The organism is Kitasatospora sp. NPDC058478, from assembly GCF_042720345.1.
Classification (GTDB): domain Bacteria; phylum Actinomycetota; class Actinomycetes; order Streptomycetales; family Streptomycetaceae; genus Kitasatospora.
Map to the genome: position 1 here is coordinate 76,294 of NZ_JBHXML010000013.1, position 18,127 is coordinate 94,420.

General features: G+C 70.2%; 17 protein-coding genes and 1 pseudogene. 4 read left to right on the plus strand and 14 right to left on the minus strand.

Features of this window, described 5'->3' with window-relative positions; genetic code table 11:
• Nucleotides 1–51 precede the first annotated feature (51 nt).
• On the plus strand, nt 52–1,296 hold the full coding sequence (locus ACFWPT_RS10050) for an MFS transporter (protein WP_380377847.1): 1,245 nt from the start codon (nt 52–54) through the stop codon (nt 1,294–1,296).
• Nucleotides 1,297–1,364: 68 nt separating this feature from the next.
• On the opposite strand, the gene ACFWPT_RS10055 is transcribed toward ACFWPT_RS10050, so the two are convergent.
• The 7 genes from ACFWPT_RS10055 to ACFWPT_RS10085 form a co-directional block, all read right to left on the minus strand.
• On the minus strand, nt 1,365–1,994 hold the full coding sequence (locus ACFWPT_RS10055; protein WP_380377845.1) for an ATP-binding protein: 630 nt from the start codon (nt 1,992–1,994) through the stop codon (nt 1,365–1,367).
• A 105-nt stretch (nt 1,995–2,099) separates the two neighbouring features.
• Nucleotides 2,100–2,960 carry a DUF3592 domain-containing protein gene (locus ACFWPT_RS10060; protein ID WP_380377843.1) on the minus strand — a complete coding sequence of 287 codons (861 nt, stop codon included), beginning with the start codon at nt 2,958–2,960 and terminating at the stop codon, nt 2,100–2,102.
• Nucleotides 2,961–3,062: 102 nt separating this feature from the next.
• Complete coding sequence (locus ACFWPT_RS10065; RefSeq protein ID WP_380480871.1) at nt 3,063–4,142, minus strand: hypothetical protein; 1,080 nt, start codon at nt 4,140–4,142, stop codon at nt 3,063–3,065.
• A gap of 322 nt (nt 4,143–4,464) precedes the next feature.
• Nucleotides 4,465–4,947 carry an SRPBCC family protein gene (locus ACFWPT_RS10070; RefSeq protein ID WP_380480873.1) on the minus strand — a complete coding sequence of 161 codons (483 nt, stop codon included), beginning with the start codon at nt 4,945–4,947 and terminating at the stop codon, nt 4,465–4,467.
• A 784-nt stretch (nt 4,948–5,731) separates the two neighbouring features.
• Nucleotides 5,732–7,210 (minus strand): FAD-binding protein, encoded by a 1,479-nt coding sequence (locus ACFWPT_RS10075; RefSeq protein WP_380480875.1) that lies wholly within the window; start codon nt 7,208–7,210, stop codon nt 5,732–5,734.
• A 382-nt stretch (nt 7,211–7,592) separates the two neighbouring features.
• Nucleotides 7,593–9,152: a flavin-containing monooxygenase gene (locus tag ACFWPT_RS10080; RefSeq protein WP_380480877.1), complete on the minus strand. Its 1,560-nt coding sequence runs from the start codon at nt 9,150–9,152 to the stop codon at nt 7,593–7,595.
• A 17-nt stretch (nt 9,153–9,169) separates the two neighbouring features.
• On the minus strand, nt 9,170–10,057 hold the full coding sequence (locus tag ACFWPT_RS10085; protein WP_063350786.1) for a class I SAM-dependent methyltransferase: 888 nt from the start codon (nt 10,055–10,057) through the stop codon (nt 9,170–9,172).
• Between the two features lie 775 nt (nt 10,058–10,832).
• On the opposite strand from ACFWPT_RS10085, the gene ACFWPT_RS10090 reads away from it, so the two are divergent.
• The 3 genes from ACFWPT_RS10090 to ACFWPT_RS10100 are packed head-to-tail and all read left to right on the plus strand — an operon-like array spanning nt 10,833 to nt 12,846.
• Nucleotides 10,833–11,093 (plus strand): hypothetical protein, encoded by a 261-nt coding sequence (locus ACFWPT_RS10090; RefSeq protein ID WP_063350787.1) that lies wholly within the window; start codon nt 10,833–10,835, stop codon nt 11,091–11,093.
• Nucleotides 11,094–11,110: 17 nt separating this feature from the next.
• On the plus strand, nt 11,111–12,094 hold the full coding sequence (locus ACFWPT_RS10095; protein WP_063350788.1) for a 3-oxoacyl-ACP synthase III family protein: 984 nt from the start codon (nt 11,111–11,113) through the stop codon (nt 12,092–12,094).
• Complete coding sequence (locus tag ACFWPT_RS10100) at nt 12,091–12,846, plus strand: SDR family NAD(P)-dependent oxidoreductase (RefSeq protein WP_363377635.1); 756 nt, start codon at nt 12,091–12,093, stop codon at nt 12,844–12,846. Before ACFWPT_RS10095 ends, ACFWPT_RS10100 begins: the two co-directional genes overlap by 4 nt.
• A gap of 135 nt (nt 12,847–12,981) precedes the next feature.
• Here ACFWPT_RS10100 and tpx read toward each other — a convergent pair whose 3' ends face one another.
• The 7 genes and pseudogenes from tpx to ACFWPT_RS10135 all read right to left on the minus strand — a co-directional run bounded on the left by tpx (nt 12,982) and on the right by ACFWPT_RS10135 (nt 17,998).
• Nucleotides 12,982–13,482 carry a thiol peroxidase gene (gene tpx / locus ACFWPT_RS10105; RefSeq protein WP_063350790.1) on the minus strand — a complete coding sequence of 167 codons (501 nt, stop codon included), beginning with the start codon at nt 13,480–13,482 and terminating at the stop codon, nt 12,982–12,984.
• 183 nt (nt 13,483–13,665) lie between these two features.
• Complete coding sequence (locus ACFWPT_RS10110) at nt 13,666–14,148, minus strand: hypothetical protein (RefSeq protein WP_380480880.1); 483 nt, start codon at nt 14,146–14,148, stop codon at nt 13,666–13,668.
• A gap of 11 nt (nt 14,149–14,159) precedes the next feature.
• Nucleotides 14,160–14,768: a hypothetical protein gene (locus ACFWPT_RS10115; protein WP_380480882.1), complete on the minus strand. Its 609-nt coding sequence runs from the start codon at nt 14,766–14,768 to the stop codon at nt 14,160–14,162.
• The gene (locus ACFWPT_RS10120; protein WP_380480884.1) at nt 14,765–16,492 is read right to left on the minus strand and encodes an alpha/beta hydrolase; all 1,728 of its coding nucleotides are present in this window, start codon (nt 16,490–16,492) and stop codon (nt 14,765–14,767) included. The genes ACFWPT_RS10115 and ACFWPT_RS10120 overlap by 4 nt, the downstream gene beginning before the upstream one ends.
• Nucleotides 16,492–16,881, minus strand: a complete 390-nt coding sequence (locus ACFWPT_RS10125; RefSeq protein WP_063350794.1) for a WXG100 family type VII secretion target — start codon at nt 16,879–16,881, stop codon at nt 16,492–16,494. The genes ACFWPT_RS10120 and ACFWPT_RS10125 overlap by 1 nt, the downstream gene beginning before the upstream one ends.
• A gap of 359 nt (nt 16,882–17,240) precedes the next feature.
• Nucleotides 17,241–17,438 (minus strand): annotated as a pseudogene (locus ACFWPT_RS10130) (SAM-dependent methyltransferase); the annotation flags it as partial.
• 23 nt (nt 17,439–17,461) lie between these two features.
• Nucleotides 17,462–17,998 carry a hypothetical protein gene (locus ACFWPT_RS10135; RefSeq protein ID WP_380480886.1) on the minus strand — a complete coding sequence of 179 codons (537 nt, stop codon included), beginning with the start codon at nt 17,996–17,998 and terminating at the stop codon, nt 17,462–17,464.
• Between the last annotated feature and the right edge of the window lie 129 nt (nt 17,999–18,127).

Consider the following 18,127-nt stretch of genomic DNA (forward strand, 5'->3'; position numbering starts at 1 on the left):
GATGCCGGTGGTCAGCGGGTGGTTGTTCGGATCGGCGAGAGGCGTACGGGTATGAATGGGCGGCGGGCACTGGGGCGGCGGTTCGGATGGCTGTGGGCGGCGTTCGCGGTCAGCTCCTACGGCTCGGGACTCGGATTCGGCGCGTTCCCCCTCCTCGCGATCGTCGTGCTGCACTCCGGACCGACCCAGGTGGCGCTGCTGGCCGCCGCAGGACGGGCGGTGGGGGCCCTGGTCGCCGTGCCGCTCGGTCCGTGGATGGAGTTCCGGCGCAAACGGCCGGTCATGATGGCGATGGACCTGACCCGGTTCGCGGTGCTGCTGAGCGTCCCCGCCGCGTTCGTGCTCGGCCGGCTCAGCTTCGCCCAGCTCCTCGTCGTCTCCGTCGTCACCGCCGCGGCCGACATCGCCTTCAGGGCCGCCAGCGGCGCGTACCTCAAGACGCTCGTGCCGCCCCAGGACCTGCTCGTCGCGAACAGCCGGTTCGAATCGACGACCTGGACCGCCACCACGGTCGGGCCACCGCTCGGCGGGGCCGCCATCGGAGTGTTCGGCCCGGTGGTGACCGTGGTCGCCGACGCCCTCAGCTACCTGCTCTCGGCCCTCGGCATCCGCGCCATCGGCGGCACCGAACCGCACCCCGCGCCGACCGGCGCACCGCGGCTGCGCGCCGGGGACCTGCTCGAAGGGTGGCGCCACATCCTCACCCACCCCACACTGCGCCCGCTGTTCCTCAACGCGATCGCGGTCAACGGCCTGATCATGGCCGCCGAACCGCTGATGGCCGTACTCCTCCTCGGCCACCTCGGCTACGCACCCTGGCAGTACGGCCTCGTGTTCGCCTCCCCCTGCGTCGGCGGCCTGCTCGGCTCACGCCTCGCCCGCCCGCTCGCGACGCGCTTCGGACAGCACCGGACGCTGCTCACCGCCGGAGTGCTGCGCGCGTGCTGGCCCATCGGGCTGGCGTTCGTCCAGCCCGGGGCCCCCGGGATCGTCCTGATCGTCACCGTCCAGCTCGGCCTGGTCACCTGCTGCGGCCTGTTCAATCCGCTGCTGGCCACCCACCGGCTCGAACAGATCGACCCCGACAAGCTCGCCCGCACCCTCGCCGCATGGTCGATCAGCAGCAGTGCCGCCATCGCGGCCCTCACCGCCCTGTGGGGCCTGCTGGCCGCCACCACCAGCCCCCGCACCGCGATCGCCGCCGCCGGAATCCTCCTCCTCGCCACCCCGTTGCTGCTGCCGCGCCGCGAGAGGACGCCCCGGAAGGCAGGGGAACAGGCCGCGAGCCTGACCTGAGACGCGGGAGGACCCGGCATGGGGGAGCTCGGACAGCTGCCGGTCGGGTGTCTCGGACGGCTCGGATGTCAGTGCGGCCCACGCCGGTCGTCGAGCTGGACCTCCAACTGCGGCCAGGTTGCGGCCAGGCGTGTCAGGTCGTCTGCCGTCGGGGTGGTGAGCGAGCCCACCGGTGTGCCCGGCTTGAAGTGGACCAGTGTCCCGGTCGTGCCGTCCACCTCGACGGGCTCCAATCCGGTGACGGGGACGCCGAGTTCGTAGCGCTGGGTCCAGGCCCCGTTGAGACGGCGGTTGGTGTGGACGAGCCAGTCGCTGAGCGCTGCGACGACGGACATGCCGCGCCGGGGATGACCGTCGGGCAGCACTTCGGCCTGCGGGGAGTCGAAGAACCGAAGGTCCTTCGTCGCCATGACGGGCTTCTTCACGCTCCGGCCCTGCTCGTCCACCCGGGTGTCGGTGCCCCGCCCGTTGTCCCTGACGGACAGGGAGCTGTCGGTGTGGAGAACGAGGACGCAGCGCCCGCTGCCGTTTCCTGATGCTTCGTCGGCCGCATAGCCGAGGACTTCCAGGGCGAGGTGCCACGGTCCGCCCGGAGCGAACTCCGCCGGGTTCTGCCTGATGTGCGCCAGATGATCCGTATCGACGGCGCTCGACCAGTCATGTGTCGTGTTGACCCACTGGGCCCTCGGTTCATTCATCGGGCCAGGATGCCGCAGGCCGACGACGGCTCCGGGACCGGCCCCGTGACTGGCGACCGTTCGTGGCATCTGTGCCGGTCGAGGCCGGGCGATGGCCGTTGGGTGTCAGAGCAGGACCGCTCCCGCGACTGCCGCCGACGCCGTGACGAGAACGCCCACGATGCCGCTGGTGACTCCGCTCCTCCAGGACCGCTGTGCGGCCGCGAGGTCCGGGGTGAAGTCGGCCGGGTCGGCGGGGGAGTAGTGGATCGTGACGTTCCGGCCGTACGAGTTGGTGGGGTCCGGCAGGCCTGAAAAGCAGTACGCGGTGACGGCCGCGCCCTCGTGGGTGGTGAAGGCGACCACCGGCGTCTGGCTGGTGGAGGTGTAGCCGTCCTCGTCGGTGCGGACGCTCCTGACGACGGCGACCACACGGCCCGGAACGGGAACCATCGCGGCCAGGGTGTCGAACCGGCTCCGCGCCTGGCGGACCTCCGGGGGCAGGGAGCACGCGAGGAACACGCTCCACGGCGCGCCGACACCGATCAGGGCCCACGGCCAGCCCCAGTCGACCGCGGCGACGACCACCAGCCCGACGCAGATCAGGAACACCGCGAAGTTCGGCCAGCCGAGCCCGTAGCGGCCGGCCCAGAGGTCGTCGGTGAACCGGAAGGCCTGCGGTCTTCCGGGCGGATAGCGGATCCCGATCTCCCGGCCCGTCCAGGCCGTGCTGATCCTGTCGCCGCAGTCACCGTCGTTCGTCACGGTGAACTCCTGCCCGGTGGAGGGGTCTTGGAAGGTGACGACGACCGCTATGCCGTCCCCCTCGGAACCTCCGTGCCGCGGCTCCTGCACCCGCTCGATCCGCCCCATCACCCGGACCGTCCGCTGGGCCCGGGTCGCCCCCGCCAGCGACCGCCCGTACCCCAGCAGTGCCAACGTGCCGAACACCCCGCACCAGAGCGCCAGATAGTCGTGCCAGCCCATGAGTCCTCCTCCTGTCCTCCGGGTACGGTCTGCCGGGGTTCGTTCGCTGCTGTGGCAACCCGCCGTGTCGAAGCGCGTCGAGTGCGGGTGAGGCGCGGGTGATCAGCGTGCCGGGGCTCGTCGCACTACCTGGCCCTCACCGTTCGCCTCCAGCGAGGCACTGCCCTCGGGCCCGGTCACGCCGACCCTGATCGTGAGGGAGCCGGCGAGATGGTCGGCAGTGATCTGCCAGGACGTCGGGGAGTGGACGCCGAGCGTCGTTTCGGCCTCCTTGACCAGGGCCGGGAACCGCTCGTAGGGCAGGGAGAGCGGATCGAACTGGGGGGCCTTCGTGCCGCTCGGGGAGAACACGACCGACAGCACGCGGTCCTGCGCGAAGACGGTGATCGCCTGGCGCGGATCCTTCCCCTCGGTAAGGGAGTTGATGGCCTTGCGTAGTTCGCCGTCGTCGAGGAACGACTGGTCCGGCCCGAGAGAGACCGTCCCGGTCCCGGACGACACCACCGTGGTCGACCACGTCGAAGTGACCGTCGGCGTCGGGGAGGCGGAGTCCTGCTGCTCGAACAGGTCCACGCGGAACAGGAAGACCACGGCAGCCGCGGCGAGCAGCAGGCCGAAGAGCCCGACGAAACCGGTCGAACGGCCCTCGGAAGGCTCGGTCACCATGGTCGACTCGGGAGCCGAATCCAGCTGAGCGCCGGCCGCCCGCTCCTCCCACTCCGGGGTCGGCCGCTTCACGATCCTCACCCGCCACGGCCTGTCCTGCGGATACTTCACCACCAGGACGCCGCGCGGCCGGTAGTCGGGGAGGTCGACCAGGTTGATGTCCTGAGTGATCCCGACGCGGTAGGCAGGATCGTCGTCCGGTGCGACGGTGAGATCGAACCGCACCGGCACGTCGCTCGTCTCACCCCCAATGGCGCGCAGGCTCTCGATCACCGCGAGCGCCGTTCGGGGCACGACCTCCGCCTCCCGGGCCCGCCGTGGCGCCCCGGCGAGGAGGAGCAACAGGCCGTAGGCGATGGGCAACCCCAAACCCCCGATGAACAAGGGCACCTTCTCGACGACCACACCGACGACGAGCGCGGCCAGCGAACCCCCGATCACGGCACCCGTCAGGAAGCTGCGGGCGAGAGCGACCGGAGTACTGCGCGGGGGCGGCGCGCTCGTGGTGATCGTCATACGGGTGATTGTGCCGGGCCGGGGTGACAGTCGGTAGGCCTGGGGCGGGCGTTGTTCACGCGGGGCCGGCAGGACGCGGAGTGGGGCGGCTGTCAGGAGCAGTCGGAGCGATGGGCGAAGGGCTGCGCGCGCTCCTCGAAGGGCAGGTCCCGGATCGCGCCCGTCGCGGGGCGGTTTCGACGGGTGGCCCGGTTCGCCAGCTCCCGCGGTCGACCTCACGGGAGTTGGCGATGAGCGGCCGGTCTGTGCGCGAGCCGAAGGTCGGGCACGAGGGGCAGAACGGGCGCTGGGCCCGGGTGTCGAGCCTGCTGTTGGCGGGTGGCTATTGGGTGTTTGTGCTGGTGTTTTGTGTGAGTTGGTGGTTGAGGTTGGTGAGGGCGTTGTGGGTGGCTTTGGTGTGTTGGTTGGGGATGGTGTGTTTGGGGAGGAGGGTGGGCCATCCGTGGGGGGTGGTGGTGAAGGTGATGGTGAGTTTGGTGTGTTGGTTGTTGTGGGTGGGGGTGAGGGTGTAGGTGGTGGTGCCGGTGAAGTGGCCGGTGTGGGTGGTGGTGAGGGTGTGGGGGGGTGTGGTGTGGGTGGTGGTGGCGGTGGTGTGGATTTTGGGTCCGGGTTTGGTGTGGCCGTTGGGGTGGATGGTGATGTGGGTGGTGCCGCCGGGGTGTTCGGGGGTGGGGTTGCCGGGTTGGTGGGTGTTGTGGGGGGTCCACCAGGTGGTGGTGCCGTTGAGTTCGGCGATGAGGTGGTTCCAGACCTGGTGGGTGGGGGCGTGGATGATGGCTTCGTTGATGAGGTCGTAGGTGTGCATGGCGGGCCCTCCTGTTCTGTCCTGATGTCCTGATGTTCCGGGTTCTTGTTTTCTGGTCTTTGGTCTGTATTTCTTTTTGTTGCTTGTTGCTTGTTGCTTGTTGCTTGTTGCTTGTTGCTTGTTGCTTGTTGCTTGTTGCTTGTTGCTTGTTGCTTGTGGTCTGTGCTTGTGGTTTGTTTGTTGGTTTATCTGTGCGTCTGTGTCGCGTGTTTTATTGGTGCATGTCTGCTGTGTGCCTATTTCGGTGCGCCCATGCCTGTGTGTTGGCCTGTGCCTGTGGGCGTGTTTTTGTGTCTGCGGCTGCTGTGCGCCTGCGCCTTCTGCGTGTTCTTGTGTCTGGGCTTGTTGTGTTTCTGGTGTCTTCTGTTTGTGTGCCCGCGTGCCCGCGTGCCGGCGTTTCCGTGTGCCGTGTGTCGGCGTTTCTGTGCCGGTGTGTTTATTTGTCGGTGCCCGTAGCCTGTGGGCCTATGCCGGCGCTTGCGTGCCTGTGTCTGGGCTTGCTGTGTGTCTGTTTGTGTGCCGGTTTTTGTGTGTCTATGTCTATGCCTGTGTCGGAGCCTGTGCTCGGTGTCCGTGGCCGGTGTTTGCGTGCTTGTGCTTGTGTGTCCGTGGCCTGTGTTTGCGTGCCGGTGCCTGTGGCCTGTGCGTCTGTGGTTTGTGTTTGTTGTTTGAGGGTTTGTTTGCTGGTTTGTTTTATTGCCGTGCCGTGCCGTGCCGTGTCTGTGTGTTTGTGTGTTTGTGTCTGCTCGTGTTTGTCTGTGTCTGTCTGTGTTTGTGTGTGTTGTTAGGGGAAGATGTTTTGGCCGGGGGTGAGGGTGTGGGTGGGGTCGTATTTGTGTTTGGTGTTGGTGAGGTTGGTCCATTGGGGGCCGTAGTGGTTTTTCCAGTCGGTGGGGGTCATGTGGGGGATGGCGCCGACGAGGTAGCGTTTGGCGCCGAGGGTGGTGGCGTGGTCGTAGAGGGTGCGGTTGTGGGTGAGTTGGGTGGTGGGGTTGGTGTTGGGGTGGGGGAAGGTGAGGAGGTCGAAGAGGTAGGTGGTGGGTTCGTTGGGGGTGATGGCGTAGGGGTGGGTGAGTTTGTTGGTGGGGAAGGGGTAGAAGAGGAGGAGGCCTTGGCCGAGGGTTTGGGGGGTGAGGAGGGGGGTGGCGTAGGTGATGAAGTTGGCGGCTTGGGTGGCGGGGATGAAGAGGCTGAGCCAGGGTTTGGGTTGGTTCCAGTAGCCGAGGTTTTTGAGGTTTTGGGTCCAGGTGTCGGCGCGGTAGGTGTATTCGCGGTAGGTCTGGTCGGTGGTGGTGGTTTGGTGGGGGTTGGGGTTGAGTCCGGTGAGGAGGGGGGTGGGGTTGGGGGGTGTGGTGCCGTTGTAGTAGGTGGCGGTTTCGATTTTGTAGAGGGGGGTGGTGTTTTGTTGGGGGATGATTTCGCCGATTTGGGTGTGGAAGCGGCCGTCGTTGAGGATGGTTTGTTGGTCGGTGAGGTAGGTGGTGAGGTTGTTGTAGTAGAGGTTGAAGACGAGGGCGCGTTGGGGGGCGGGGATGAGTTTGATGGTGGCGCGGATGATGATGCCGAATTGTCCGGCGCCGGCGAGGGCGGCGTGGAAGAGATCGGGGTTTTTGGTGGGGGTGGCGGTGAGGAGGTGGCCGGTGCCGGTGATGATGTCGATGGATTCGACGGTGTCGGCTTGGAGGCCGTGTTTTTGGACGGTGTTGCCGATGCCGCCGATGCTGATGGTGCCGCCGATGGAGAGGTGGAGGTAGTCGGTGAGGCAGGGTGGGGTGAGGCCTTGGTTGAGGGTGGCGTCGGTGAGTTGGGCCCAGGTGACGCCGGCGTCGACGGTGGCGTTGGTGGGGGTGATGGTGTGGATGCGGTTGAGGGTGCGGGCGTCGATGCTGATGCCGCCGTTGGGGGAGGCTTGGCCGTAGTTGGAGTGTGATTCGAGGTCGTTGTCGGTGCCGCTTTGGCCGTTCATGGCGACTTTGAGGCCGTTGCGGCGGGCGTAGTTGATGATTTTGATGATGTCCTGGTCGGAGCCGGGTTTGAGGACGGCGTGGGGGGTGTTGGTGGTGAGGCGGCCGAAGTCGTGGCTGAATTCGGTGAGGGTGGTGGTGTCGGTGGTGAGGGTGCCGTCGAGGGTGGGGACGGGGCAGTGGTTGTGGGTGGTGGGGGTGTTGGTGGTGGCCCAGGTGCGGGTGGTGGTGTTGAAGGCGGTGATGAGGGCGGTGGTGGCGGTGGTGGTGAGGATGGTGCGTCGGGTGGGGTTGGTCATGCGGGGGTTTCCTGTTCACGGGTAGGGGTGGGTGTTCGGGTGGTGTGTGTTTGTTCGTGGTGTGGGTGTCTGATGGTGTGATGTTCTGGGGTTGGGCTGCGGGTTGGCGGTCGGGTGGTGGTTAGTGTGTGAGGGCGGGTGGGTGGGTCCTGCGGGGTGGGCGGCTTGCTGGGTCCGTGCAGGTGTTCGGTTGTTGGTTGTGTGTCCGGTTCGGTTTCCGGTGGGGTGTCGTGGGGTGTGGGCCGGCCGGGCGGCGGGGTCCGTGGGTGGGCGGGTGCCGCCCGGCCGTGTGGGGTGTGCCTGTGTGGTTGTGTGCGTGTGCCCCCGCGTGTGTGCCCGCGCGTGTGCCCCCGTGTGTGTCCGGGTGTGTGCGTGTGGGGGGTTAGGGGGTGGTGTGGGTGACGGTGGCGCGTTGGTAGTTGAGGAGGTCGAAGCGGCGGGTCTGGCGGCGGAAGCGGTAGGTGTAGGTGGGCCAGATGGAGGGGTTGTTGCCGTGGTGGTCGGTGTACCAGCTCTGGCAGCCGCCGGCGTTCCAGACGGTGTTCTTCAGGCGGTCGGTGAGGGTCTGGTTGTAGGCGTTCTGGGCTTCGGGGCGGATCTCGACGGAGGTGATGCCGAGTTTGTCGATGGTTTTGAGGGCGTCGACGATGTAGGCGATCTGGGCTTCGATCATGACGGTCTGGGAGGAGTGGCCCAGGGTGGTGTTGGGGCCCAGGAGCATGAAGAGGTTGGGGAAGCCGTGGATGGTGGTGCCGCGGTGGGCTTTCATGCCGTGGGTGTGCCAGGTGTCGCGCAGGGTGGTTCCGTCGCGGCCGTGGATGCGGCGGGCGACGGGGCGGTCGGTGGCGGTGAAGCCGGTGGCCAGGATGATGGTGTCGACGGTGCGGGTGGTGCCGTCGGCGGTGGTGATGTGGGTGGGGCCGATGTCGGTGATGGTGTCGGAGACGATGTCGACGTTGGGCTGCTGGATGGCGGGGTACCAGGTGTTGGAGAACAGGAGGCGTTTGCAGCCGACGGTGTAGTCGGGGGTCAGGCGCTTGCGCAGGCCGGGGTCGGGGACGGATTTCTTGAGGTGGCCGGCGGCCATGTTCTTCATGCCGGTGGTGCGGGTGGGGCGGGACATGAAGAACGCGACGATCTCGCGGCCGTTCTTGTTGAAGGCGCGGCGGAAGCGCTGGTAGCCGGGCAGGTGGCGCAGCATCCAGGTGTGGCGGGGGGTGTTGGGCTTGTCGGGTTTGTGGGCGACCCAGGGGGGGGTTCGCTGGTAGAGGTCGAGGCGGGCGACCTGGTTCTGGATGGCGGGGACGAACTGGATGGCGGAGGCGCCGGTGCCGATGACGGCGACGTTGCGGCCGGTGAGGTCGTGGTCGTGGCGCCAGCGGGCGGAGTGGAAGAGGGTGCCGGTGAAGGTGTCCAGGCCGGGCAGGTCGGGGACGGCGGGCTCGGAGAGGTAGCCGGTGCCGGTGACGAGGATCTGCGCGGTGTAGCGGCCGTGGGTGGTGTGGATGCGCCAGTGGCGGTGGTCGGCGTCCCAGTGGGCGTCGAGGAGTTCGTGGCCGTAGCGCAGGTGGGGTTCGACGCCGAAGCGCTGGGCGGTGTCCTTGAGGTAGGCGTGGACTTCGGCCTGGGTGGCGAAGGTGGACTTCCACCGCGGGTTGCGGGCGAAGGAGAAGGAGTAGAGGTGGGCCTGGACGTCGCAGGCGCAGCCGGGGTAGGTGTTGTCGCGCCAGGTGCCGCCGAGGTCGGTGGCGCGTTCGAAGACGAGGAAGTCGTCGGTGCCGCTCTGCAGGAGGCGGATCGCGGTGCCCAGGCCGGAGATGCCGGCGCCGATGATGGCGACTTTGAGGTGGCGTACGGCGGTGGTGTCGGGGTGGGTGGTAGCGCCGGCGGGTTCGGGCTGGTCGGCGCCGGAGGGGGCGGGGTGTTCGGCGGTGGTGGTCATGGCCGGGGTGTCCCCTTTCAGGCGCGGCGGGTGAGGGTGACGCGGAAGTTGTTGAAGATGTGGTCTTCGAGGGTGTAGGCGAAGATGTCGAGGTAGCGCTCGAAGCGCTGGACGGTGGTCTCGTCGGCCATGGCGACGGCTTCGTCGCGGCGGGCGGCCAGGAGCTGGAGCCAGGCGCGGCAGGCGCGGGCGAAGGACTCGGGTTCGTTGCGGATCTCGGTGACCTCGAAGAGGCCGTCGAGGCCGGCGGCGAGTTCGGGCAGGCGCGGGATGTGGCAGCCCTCGAACTCCTCGCGCTGGAGGAACTTGAGGTCGTCCAGGAGCTGGCGGCGCAGCGGGGGGTTCTCGACGGTCATGGTGTGCAGGACGAAGCGGGCGCCGGGCTTGAGCAGGGAGTGGACCTGCTTGAAGAAGACGCGGTAGCGCTGGGTGCGCTCCTTGGGGGTGAGGGAGGAGAGCACGAAGTGTTCGAGGGCGTTGATGCAGAACGCGGCGTCGTAGGGCTCGCCGTCGGCCTTGTGGTCCTCCCAGCTCTCCACGCGGGCGTGGATGGCGGGGTTGTCGAGGGCGGCGACGAAGTCGGCCTGGGTGCGGGAGAGGGTGACGCCGACGGCCTGCTGGACGCCGTGGACGGTGGTGAGGCGGTTGAGCATGGTGCCCCAGCCGCAGCCGATGTCCAGGACCTTGGCCTTGCCGGCGGCCTGGGCGAGGTCGGTGAAGACGTCGAGCTTGCGTTCCTGGGCCTCGTCGAGGGTGGCGACGAGGTCCTCGCCGTCCTCCCAGTAGCCGCCGGAGTACATCATGGTGGGGCCCAGGATGAGGCGGTAGAGGTCGTTGCCGACCTCGTAGTGGTGGCGGATCGCGTCGACGTCGGGGTTGATGGAGCGGGTCTCGGCGGTGGTCATGCGGGTGTGCCCCTGTTCTGATGGCGGATCGGATGGACCGGATTGGGCCGGGCTCGGCCGGGCCGGACTGGACTGGACTGGGCCGGGTGGTGCGGGTGTCCGGTGGTGCGGGTGTCCGTGGTGCGCGGCGCCGGGTGGTGCCTTTCCCCGCGTGGACGGCCGTTGCGGTGGCGGTGGCCGCTCTCGTCGTCTGCGGACGGGAGCGCCGGTGAGGGCGGCCGGGTCCGTGCGGTGTGAACGGCCGTGCGGGTCGGGGTGGTCGGGGTGTGTCCGTGCTTGCCTACGGTCGCCCTCCCGCCCCGGCGGGTGCGGCCTGCGGCGCGGTGCGGTGGCCTCGGTGCGGAGCTGTGCGGGTGCGGCCTGCGGCGCGGTGCGGGTGCGGGTGCTGTGCGGGTGCGGGTGCGGTGCTGTGCGGTGCGGGTGCGGTGTCCGCGTCGCGGTGCGAGGTGGTGGGTGTCGTGCGTGTGGGTGCGGTGTCTCGGGTCAGGTAAGCGCGTGTCTCGCAAGCGGTGCGCAAGCGTGGGCGCAGGGCCGGGGTTGCGGGGCGTTTGCGTGGGGGTGGGTTTCATGCGGTTTCGACAAGACACGCGGCCCCCACGGCCTTCCCGGGTTTTTCCCCGGGGGGTTTTCGGGTTCCGTCGCGGTGCGTTCCGTGGCCTGTGGGCGGCGGGGGGCGCGGTGGCGGTGTCCGTGATCCTCCCGGGGTGTCCGGGTCTGTTCTGCCTCATCACGTGTTGGCGCCCGTTCCGGGGCGTCCAGGAAGGAACGATCACTCATGTCCGACATCCCCACCATCGAGGACCTGGCCGCGCAGTTGCAGGCGGTGTCCGGGGCGCAGGAGATCGACGCGGACGCGGCGCTGCAGCACATCGCGGACGTGGACTCGCTGGATCTGATGGAGTGGCTGTACGGGTTCCAGAACCAGTACCCGCACATTCCGGCGGACGAGTCGCTGTTCGCGGACATCGACGACACGACGACGCTGCGGGTGGTGCACGAGCGGATCCTGGCGCTCGTGGGCCAGGCCGGCGTCTGAGCGCGGGGCACTGCTCGATGAGCGGCTTCGACATCACCGGGTGGGGGATCTCCGTCCCCGAGCGCGTGGTGACCAGCGTGGAGCTGGCGGAGCGTTTCGGTGTGGACGAGCACTGGATCGTCTCCAGGTGCGGGATCCGGGAACGGCGGGCGGTCGGGGCGGGGCAGAGCACCGCGTCGATGGCGGTGGAAGCCGGACGCCGGGCGCTGGAGCGGGCGGGGCTGTCGGGTGCGGACATCGCGCACCTGATCGTGGCGACGGCGACGCCGGAGCAGCCCTCGCCGGCGACGTCGGCGTTCGTCCACGACGCGCTGAAGATCGCGGGCAGCGCGCACGACGTGAACTCCGAGTGCGCGGGGTTCGTGTACGCGCTGGTGACGGCGGTGGGTCTGCTGCACATGGACCCGCGCCCGATCCTGGTGATCGGTTCGGACACCCACACGCTGACCGCGAACCCGGCGGACCGGGACCTGTCGATCCTGGTGGGTGACGGGGCCGGTGCGGTGGTCCTGCAGCCCGGCCCGGTGGAGCGGGTCCTGGCGTGGAACCTGGGCGCGGACGGCTCGTGCAAGGACAGCCTGAAGGTCCTGGCGGGGGGCTCGCGGATGCCCACCACCGAGGAGACGGTGCGCCAGGGCTTGCACTACGCGCAGATCAACGGCAACGAGATCTACCTGAACGCGGTGCGCTACACGGTGCGCACGATCCGCGAGACGCTGGAGCAGGCGAAGCTGACGCCGGCGGACGTGGACCACGTGGTGCCGCACCAGGCGAACATCCGGATCATCAACTCGGTGCTCGCCCACACCGGGATTCCCGCGGACCGTCTGGTGGCCAATCTCGACCGGTACGGCAACACCGCTTCGGCGTCGATCCCCATCGCGCTGGCGGAGGCGCTGGACGCCGGGCGCATCCAGGACGGCGACACGGTGCTGCTGGCCGGGTTCGGTGCCGGGATGACGTGGGGTTCGGTCCTGCTGACGTGGGGAGGGGCGCGGTGAGCGGCAAGGGCGCCTTCGGGCAGCGGCCCGCCTCCCCGGTGGCGCTGGTCACCGGCGCCTCGGGGGGTCTGGGCCGGGAGCTGGCGCTGGCGCTGGACGCGGCCGGGTGCCGGGTCGCGGTGCACTACAACAGCGCCCGCCAGGCCGCCGAGGAGGTGGCGGGCAAGCTGGCCGGCGACCACGTCCTGGTCACCGGCGACGTCGCGGACTACGCGCAGGTCACCGCGATGTACGAGCGGATCACCGAGGCGCTGGGCCCGGTGGACGTGCTCGTCAACAACGGGGCGGTGCGCAAGGACGCGCTGATGGCCATGCAGAACCCGGTCGAGTGGCGGCAGGTGATCGACACGAACCTGGTCGGTTCCTTCCACACCGCGCGGGTGTGCGTGCCGGCGATGCTGCGGGCCCGCTGGGGCAGGGTGGTCAACATCGTCTCCCCGTCCGCGCTGATCGCCACCGCCGGGCAGACCGCCTACGCGGCGTCCAAGGCGGGGCTGATCGGGCTGACCCGCACGCTGGCGGCGGAGTGCGGGCGCCGGGGGGTGACGGTGAACGCGCTGTCGCCCGGGTTCATGATCACGGGGATGACGGACACCCTGCCCGAGCACGTGATCGCCGGGATGCGGGAGAAGGTGCCGGTGCCGCGGTTCGTCACCCCGCAGGAGGTCGCCCGTTCCATCGGGCTCTTCCTCGACCAGGACTGCATGACCGGACAGGTCATCAGCATCGACTCGGGAGCCTCCATCACCTGACCCGCCCCGCCCCCGGTTCCCGGCCCGCCCGGTCCCCTTCCCGGCCCGCCCCCCTTGGTGAAGACCTGGGGGGCGGGCCGGGCGGCGTTGCGCGGGGCAGGCCGGCCGGGGCGGGGCGGGTGTGGCGCGGGGGTTCTAGGCGAGGACGGCGAGCGCGGCCTCGTAGTTCGGCTCGTCGGCGATCTCCGCGACCAGCTCGGTGTGCAGGACGGTGTCGTTCTCGTCCAGGACGACGACGGCGCGGGCGGTCAGCCCCGCCAGCGGGCCGTCGGCCAGGGCCACGCCGTAGTTCTCGTGGAAGTCGCGTCCGCGCAGGGTGGACAGGGTCCGGACGCTGTCCAGGCCCTCGGCGCCGCAGAAGCGGGCCTGCGCGAACGGCAGGTCGGCGGAGATGCACAGCACCACGGTGTTGGCCAGCGAGCCGGCCTTGGCGTTGAAGGTGCGCACCGAGGTGGCGCAGGTGGGGGTGTCGATGCTGGGGAAGATGTTGAGGACCTTGCGCTTGCCGGCGAAGTCCTGCAGCGAGGTGTCGGCGAGTCCCTCGCCGACCAGCGTGAACGCCGGGGCCTGGCTGCCGGCCTGGGGCAGCGCGCCGCCGACCTGGACCGGGTTCCCCTTCAGCGTGACCTGAGCCATGAAAAGCCTCCTACCAGCGGTGGAATGTGGTGACAACGCCGCCGATCCTACTGCGCGCCCCCGGCCCCGGACGCCGGGCGGCCACTTCTCGGACACGGGAGGGCCTGCGGGTGCCGCCGCCGGCACACCCGCCGGTGCGCTCGCCAGCGGGTCTGCCGGTGCGTCTGGCGGTGCGTCTGCCGGTCAGGCGGACCAGAACGGGTCGTCGTGGCGGGGCAGGACGTTCAGGTTGCCGTTGGGCAGGGTCGGTTCGGGCACGTAGGTGCCGAAGGGGTCGCGGTCGCGGATGACGGGGATGGGGCCGACGGTGGCCTGGAAGGTGATGTTCCCGGCGGCGCCGAACAGCACCGCGACGCCGTATCCGGCGGGCGTGGTGGCGAACATGGCGGGCTGGCGGGGGTTGACGGCGGTGATCCGGTAGCCGCGGGCCTGCCAGCCGCGTTCGGTGACGCCCAGCAGCGCCCCGTACCTGGCGGGGGCGACCCTGGTGGTGACGTGCCGCTCGCGGGTGGCGGTGGCGTAGCCCAGGGAGCGGTCCTGGAGGCCGCCGGTGGTCTGCTCGGTGGAGCGCGGCCAGCCGTCCCAGTGGCGCAGCGGGGGGCGGATGGCGGACATCGCCTCGTCGAGGAGCGCGTCGAGGGCGTGGACGGCCTGTTCGGGGGTCATGGGGGCGGCTCTCAGTGTGACCAGAACGGGTCGTCGTCCGTGGGGATGACGTCGAGGTTGCCGTTGGCCGTCACGGGGTCGGGGGTGGGGGTGCCGAACGGGTCGCGGTCGCGGATGACGGGGATGTGGCCGCCGCCGGAGGCCTGGAGGGTGATGTTGCCGGCGGCGCCGAACAGCATCGCGACGGAGGATCCGTCCGGGGTGGCGGCGAACAGGGCCGGCTGGTTGGGGTTGACCGAGGTGATCTTGTATCCCTTGGCTTTCCAGTCGCGTTCGGCCATGTCCATCAGGGCGGTGTACTTGGCCTTGGAGACCTTGGTCGTGATGTGGCGGTCGCGGGTGGCGGTGGCATAGCCCTTGGAGTGGTCGTCGATGCCCCCGCTCTGTTCGGTGGAGCGCGGCCAGCCGTCCCAGTGGCGCAGCGGCGGCTGGATGCCGGAGAGCGCCTCGTCCAGGAGCGCGTCGAGTTTCTGGACGGCCTGTTCGGGTGTGGTGAGGGACTGGGGTGCCGGGTGCTCGTCGCCCACGCCCGCGCCTGTGTGTCCGCAGGCCGTCAGGGCGAGTGCCAGCGTGGCGGCTGTGAGGCCGAGCCGTCGTGCGGTCGGGGTTGCCATGTTCATCGGCCTTCCTGCCGTGTCACGGCGTCGTACCTGCCGGCCACGATCTGGCCGATGTTGTTGATCGACTCCGCGGTCGCGGTGTCGGAGGAGCTGTTCATGTAGTTGGAGTGGGAGTCCAGGGACAGGGACTTGCCGTCGGGGACCGCGAACCGGTTGGCGCCGAAGTCCTTGCTGGCGGGGTCCTGGCCGAACCAGAGCTGGTTGTCGGGGGCGAACGTCTGGTAGAGGTCGTCGGCGACGGGGCCAAGGACGGGGCCCAGGACCACGTCGGTGGCGACCCGGCCCTTGGCCGGCAGGTGGCTGACCGGGTCGTTCTCGGCGTCGCCGACCCACACGTGGTGGGGGTCGATGTGCAGTTGGGAGGCCTTGTCGGCGCCGGTGCCGGGGGAGCCGACCAGGATGATGTCGTCGGCGCCGGTGCCGCCGGGCAGCTGCGCGCCCAGGCCCACCGTGGTGGAGCCGTAGCTGTGGGCGAGGGCGACCAGGTGCGCGGGCGCTCCCTCGTGGGTGGCGCGCAGTCCGGCCATGAACGTGTCGTAGGCGGCGCCGCCCTTGGCGGCGCGGTCGGTGCCCGTCACCTCCAGGGGCCGGGGGTCCCCGTCGAGGACCTTCTCCAGTCCGGGCGGCGGGTCGTAGCCGAGCCAGATCATGGAGGCGACCTCGGCACCGGAGTCGGCGATGTGGGCGGCGTTCCACACGTTCAGGGCCCGGTCGGCGTCCTTGCCGCCGACGGAGGACAGCTTGGTGCCCAGCCCCGGCACGTAGGCGCTGACGTTCTTCGCGGTGTCGGGGTTGCCGAAGGACAGGATGCCGCGGCCCTGGCCCTGTTCGCCGACGCCCAGCAGGAACGCGGGCGGCTGCCGGCCGTTCTGCACGTTCAGCTTGTCCCGGATCGCGCGGAAGCCCTCCAGTTTCTGCTTCTCGTCGTCCGACGGGTTCGGCTTGTGCTCGTAGGTGTCGATCAGGTGTGCCAGGTTGAGGCGGTTGGCCTGGTCGCGGGCGGTGGCGGGGATGCCGTCGCGCATGCCCAGCAGGTCGGGGTGGGCCTGGACCAGGCGCTGCTGCTCGTCCGGGGTCAGGCCCTTCCACCAGGAGTTGACCTCGGTGGGGGCGGCGCCGGCGGGCGGCCAGCCGGCCGCCATCAGGCCGGTGCCGAGCTCGTCGACGGCCTTGCGGTCGGCGCCGGCCTGCGCCAGGTCCAGGCCGGTGCCGGTGCGGGCCCGCACGGTCAGGTCGTCCAGCAGCTTGGCGATCTTCTGGTCGGCGCCGTCGGCCTCGGTGACGGCGTGGCAGATGCGGTCCGCCAGCGCCCTGGCCCGCTGCGGCGTGTCGTAGCCGGGGTCGTGGCGTTCGGCCTGCGAGGGCGCCGGCCAGCTGACCGTGCCGTCCTCGGCGACCGTCAGCCCCGCGCCCTGCGCCTCCTTCAGGGCCTCCTTCAGCTTGGACTGCGCCAGCTGGAAGCTCTCCGAGGCCTCGCGCAGCAGCCCCGACACCGCGGACATCTCGGTGTGCGCGGCGTCCAGGCGCCCGCTGGTGCGCTGCAGCGAGGCGTTGGCGGCGCCGGCCGCGGTGCCGACCCACTGGCTGTTGAAGACGTGCTTGGTGACCTCGGTGTTCATCGCCTGGACGTGCTTGCCGAACGCGCCGGCCAGGGTGTCGTAGGCGCCGGCGGCGCCGGCCAGGCCGGACAGGTCCGCGTCGCGCAGCTGGGCGAGGGTGACCATCAGTTCACCGCCGGCGCGTAGGGCCCGGCGCCGGGCGCCTTGAGGGCGCCGGCGTTGCCCGAGTCGGTGCCGCGGTAGTTGCCCGCGGTCTGGCCCAGCTTCAGGCTCACCCCGTCCACCTCCGAGGCCAGCTTGTTCAGGCACTCCTCCCACGCCGCCGTGCAGGCGTGCAGCGACGCCCCGGTGCGCCAGCCAGACAGCGCCGCGACCGCCGTGTCGGAGGGCTCGTGGATGTGCTTGAGCTCGCCCGGCATCGCCTCACCGGTGTCCTTGGCGACCTTCGCCGCCGCGTCCAGGTCCGCCGGGTTCACCCCGAACAGCGGCCCGCCCGCCGGCGGACCGTAGGGCCCGTACAGGCCCGGCCCGTCGGAGCCCGCGTACGCGTTCAATGGATCCCGTCCCCCCGCTGGTCGACCGACTGCTGTGCCCGCTTGGGGCCGCCCCGGGGCCCGCACCCGGGGCCGCGGCCGGGCTCGTGGCCGGGGTCCCGTGCGGGCATGCGAAACCGCACGCTTGTACGGTTCGCGTCGAAGCATGGCGAAAATAGCAGATCAGCCCACCGGCGCAGGCCCGGCCGCGGGCCCACGCCTGCCCGGTGACGGCCTGGCGGCGGGCGGGCGGCGGGCGTCCGGGGACGTACCGGGGCCCGTGTCCCGGGGGGTGGCGCCCCGTCACCCGGGCGCGCACGGCGGACCCGGGGCCGGTGGGTCGGTGGGTAGGGGCGGCCGGGTGGTGGCGCGGGCGCGGTCTACGGCTGCGGTGGTCGGGCGGCGATGAAGACGAGTTCGCGGCCCGGCCGGTCGGGGGCGTCGCGGACCTCGCGCAGGATGAAGCCGTGTGCGGCCAAGTCCGCCTCCACCTCGCCGCGTTGGCGAAAGCGCAGGGTGGAGGTGGAGGTGAGCTGCTGCCCGTCGGCGGCGAACACACAGGTCCACCGGAAGGTCACCGGGGCCGGCCCGGCCGGGCGGTTCAGGGGGCGGGGTCCGCCGGCCCGGCGGGGGAGGGCCAGGGGTGGGCGGGGTCCTCGGTGATCCGCACCTGCTGCGGGGCGTCGCGGGGGAAGGTCCAGATCCGTCCCAGGGTGCTGGTGGCGGTCACCGCGGTGTCGTCCAGGGTGACGTCGGCGAACGGGTTGGAGGAGCAGGAGATCGCGAGCCACTCCAGGGTGTTCTCGTCGTCGTCGCGGGTCAGCGCGACCCAGCCGATGCTGCCGTGCTCGGACGCCTCGCCCGCGAGCGCGCGGCTGCCGGCGTGGGTGCTGGCGGCGAACGTCGTGTCGACGTCCGTCCAGTCGGTGGGGGTCCACGCGGTGGCCCGCAGCAGTTCCCCCCAACTCCACTGCTGGGCCCGCGGGTCGTGGCGCCGGCCGGCGGGGGAGAACCGCATGAGCTGCATCACCGACAGCGACCCGTCGCCGTACATGATGAAGTCCCCGTGGGGCGCCTGGCGGGCACGCCAGCGCTCATGGGCCAGGCCGGTCCGGGGTCGCGCGTCGTCAAAAGCCACGCCCGCCATGATCGCACCCGGCGGCGCCCCGGCAACGGCCGGGCCCGAACTCCCCTGCACCGCAAGGCCGGTGCGGCGCCGCGCCGCGGCGGGCGACTCGGACCACCCCTTCCACATACTCGGATCCGA

What these genes read in the sequence shown, in the direction of transcription:
- ACFWPT_RS10050 (WP_380377847.1), top strand. Translation starts at nt 52, where the DNA reads ATGAATGGGCGGCGGGCACTGGGGCGGCGGTTCGGATGGCTGTGGGCG.
- ACFWPT_RS10055 (WP_380377845.1), bottom strand. Translation starts at nt 1,994, where the DNA reads ATGAATGAACCGAGGGCCCAGTGGGTCAACACGACACATGACTGGTCG.
- ACFWPT_RS10060 (WP_380377843.1), bottom strand. Translation starts at nt 2,960, where the DNA reads ATGGGCTGGCACGACTATCTGGCGCTCTGGTGCGGGGTGTTCGGCACG.
- ACFWPT_RS10065 (WP_380480871.1), bottom strand. Translation starts at nt 4,142, where the DNA reads ATGACGATCACCACGAGCGCGCCGCCCCCGCGCAGTACTCCGGTCGCT.
- ACFWPT_RS10070 (WP_380480873.1), bottom strand. Translation starts at nt 4,947, where the DNA reads ATGCACACCTACGACCTCATCAACGAAGCCATCATCCACGCCCCCACC.
- ACFWPT_RS10075 (WP_380480875.1), bottom strand. Translation starts at nt 7,210, where the DNA reads ATGACCAACCCCACCCGACGCACCATCCTCACCACCACCGCCACCACC.
- ACFWPT_RS10080 (WP_380480877.1), bottom strand. Translation starts at nt 9,152, where the DNA reads ATGACCACCACCGCCGAACACCCCGCCCCCTCCGGCGCCGACCAGCCC.
- ACFWPT_RS10085 (WP_063350786.1), bottom strand. Translation starts at nt 10,057, where the DNA reads ATGACCACCGCCGAGACCCGCTCCATCAACCCCGACGTCGACGCGATC.
- ACFWPT_RS10090 (WP_063350787.1), top strand. Translation starts at nt 10,833, where the DNA reads ATGTCCGACATCCCCACCATCGAGGACCTGGCCGCGCAGTTGCAGGCG.
- ACFWPT_RS10095 (WP_063350788.1), top strand. Translation starts at nt 11,111, where the DNA reads ATGAGCGGCTTCGACATCACCGGGTGGGGGATCTCCGTCCCCGAGCGC.
- tpx (WP_063350790.1), bottom strand. Translation starts at nt 13,482, where the DNA reads ATGGCTCAGGTCACGCTGAAGGGGAACCCGGTCCAGGTCGGCGGCGCG.
- ACFWPT_RS10110 (WP_380480880.1), bottom strand. Translation starts at nt 14,148, where the DNA reads ATGACCCCCGAACAGGCCGTCCACGCCCTCGACGCGCTCCTCGACGAG.
- ACFWPT_RS10115 (WP_380480882.1), bottom strand. Translation starts at nt 14,768, where the DNA reads ATGAACATGGCAACCCCGACCGCACGACGGCTCGGCCTCACAGCCGCC.
- ACFWPT_RS10120 (WP_380480884.1), bottom strand. Translation starts at nt 16,492, where the DNA reads ATGGTCACCCTCGCCCAGCTGCGCGACGCGGACCTGTCCGGCCTGGCC.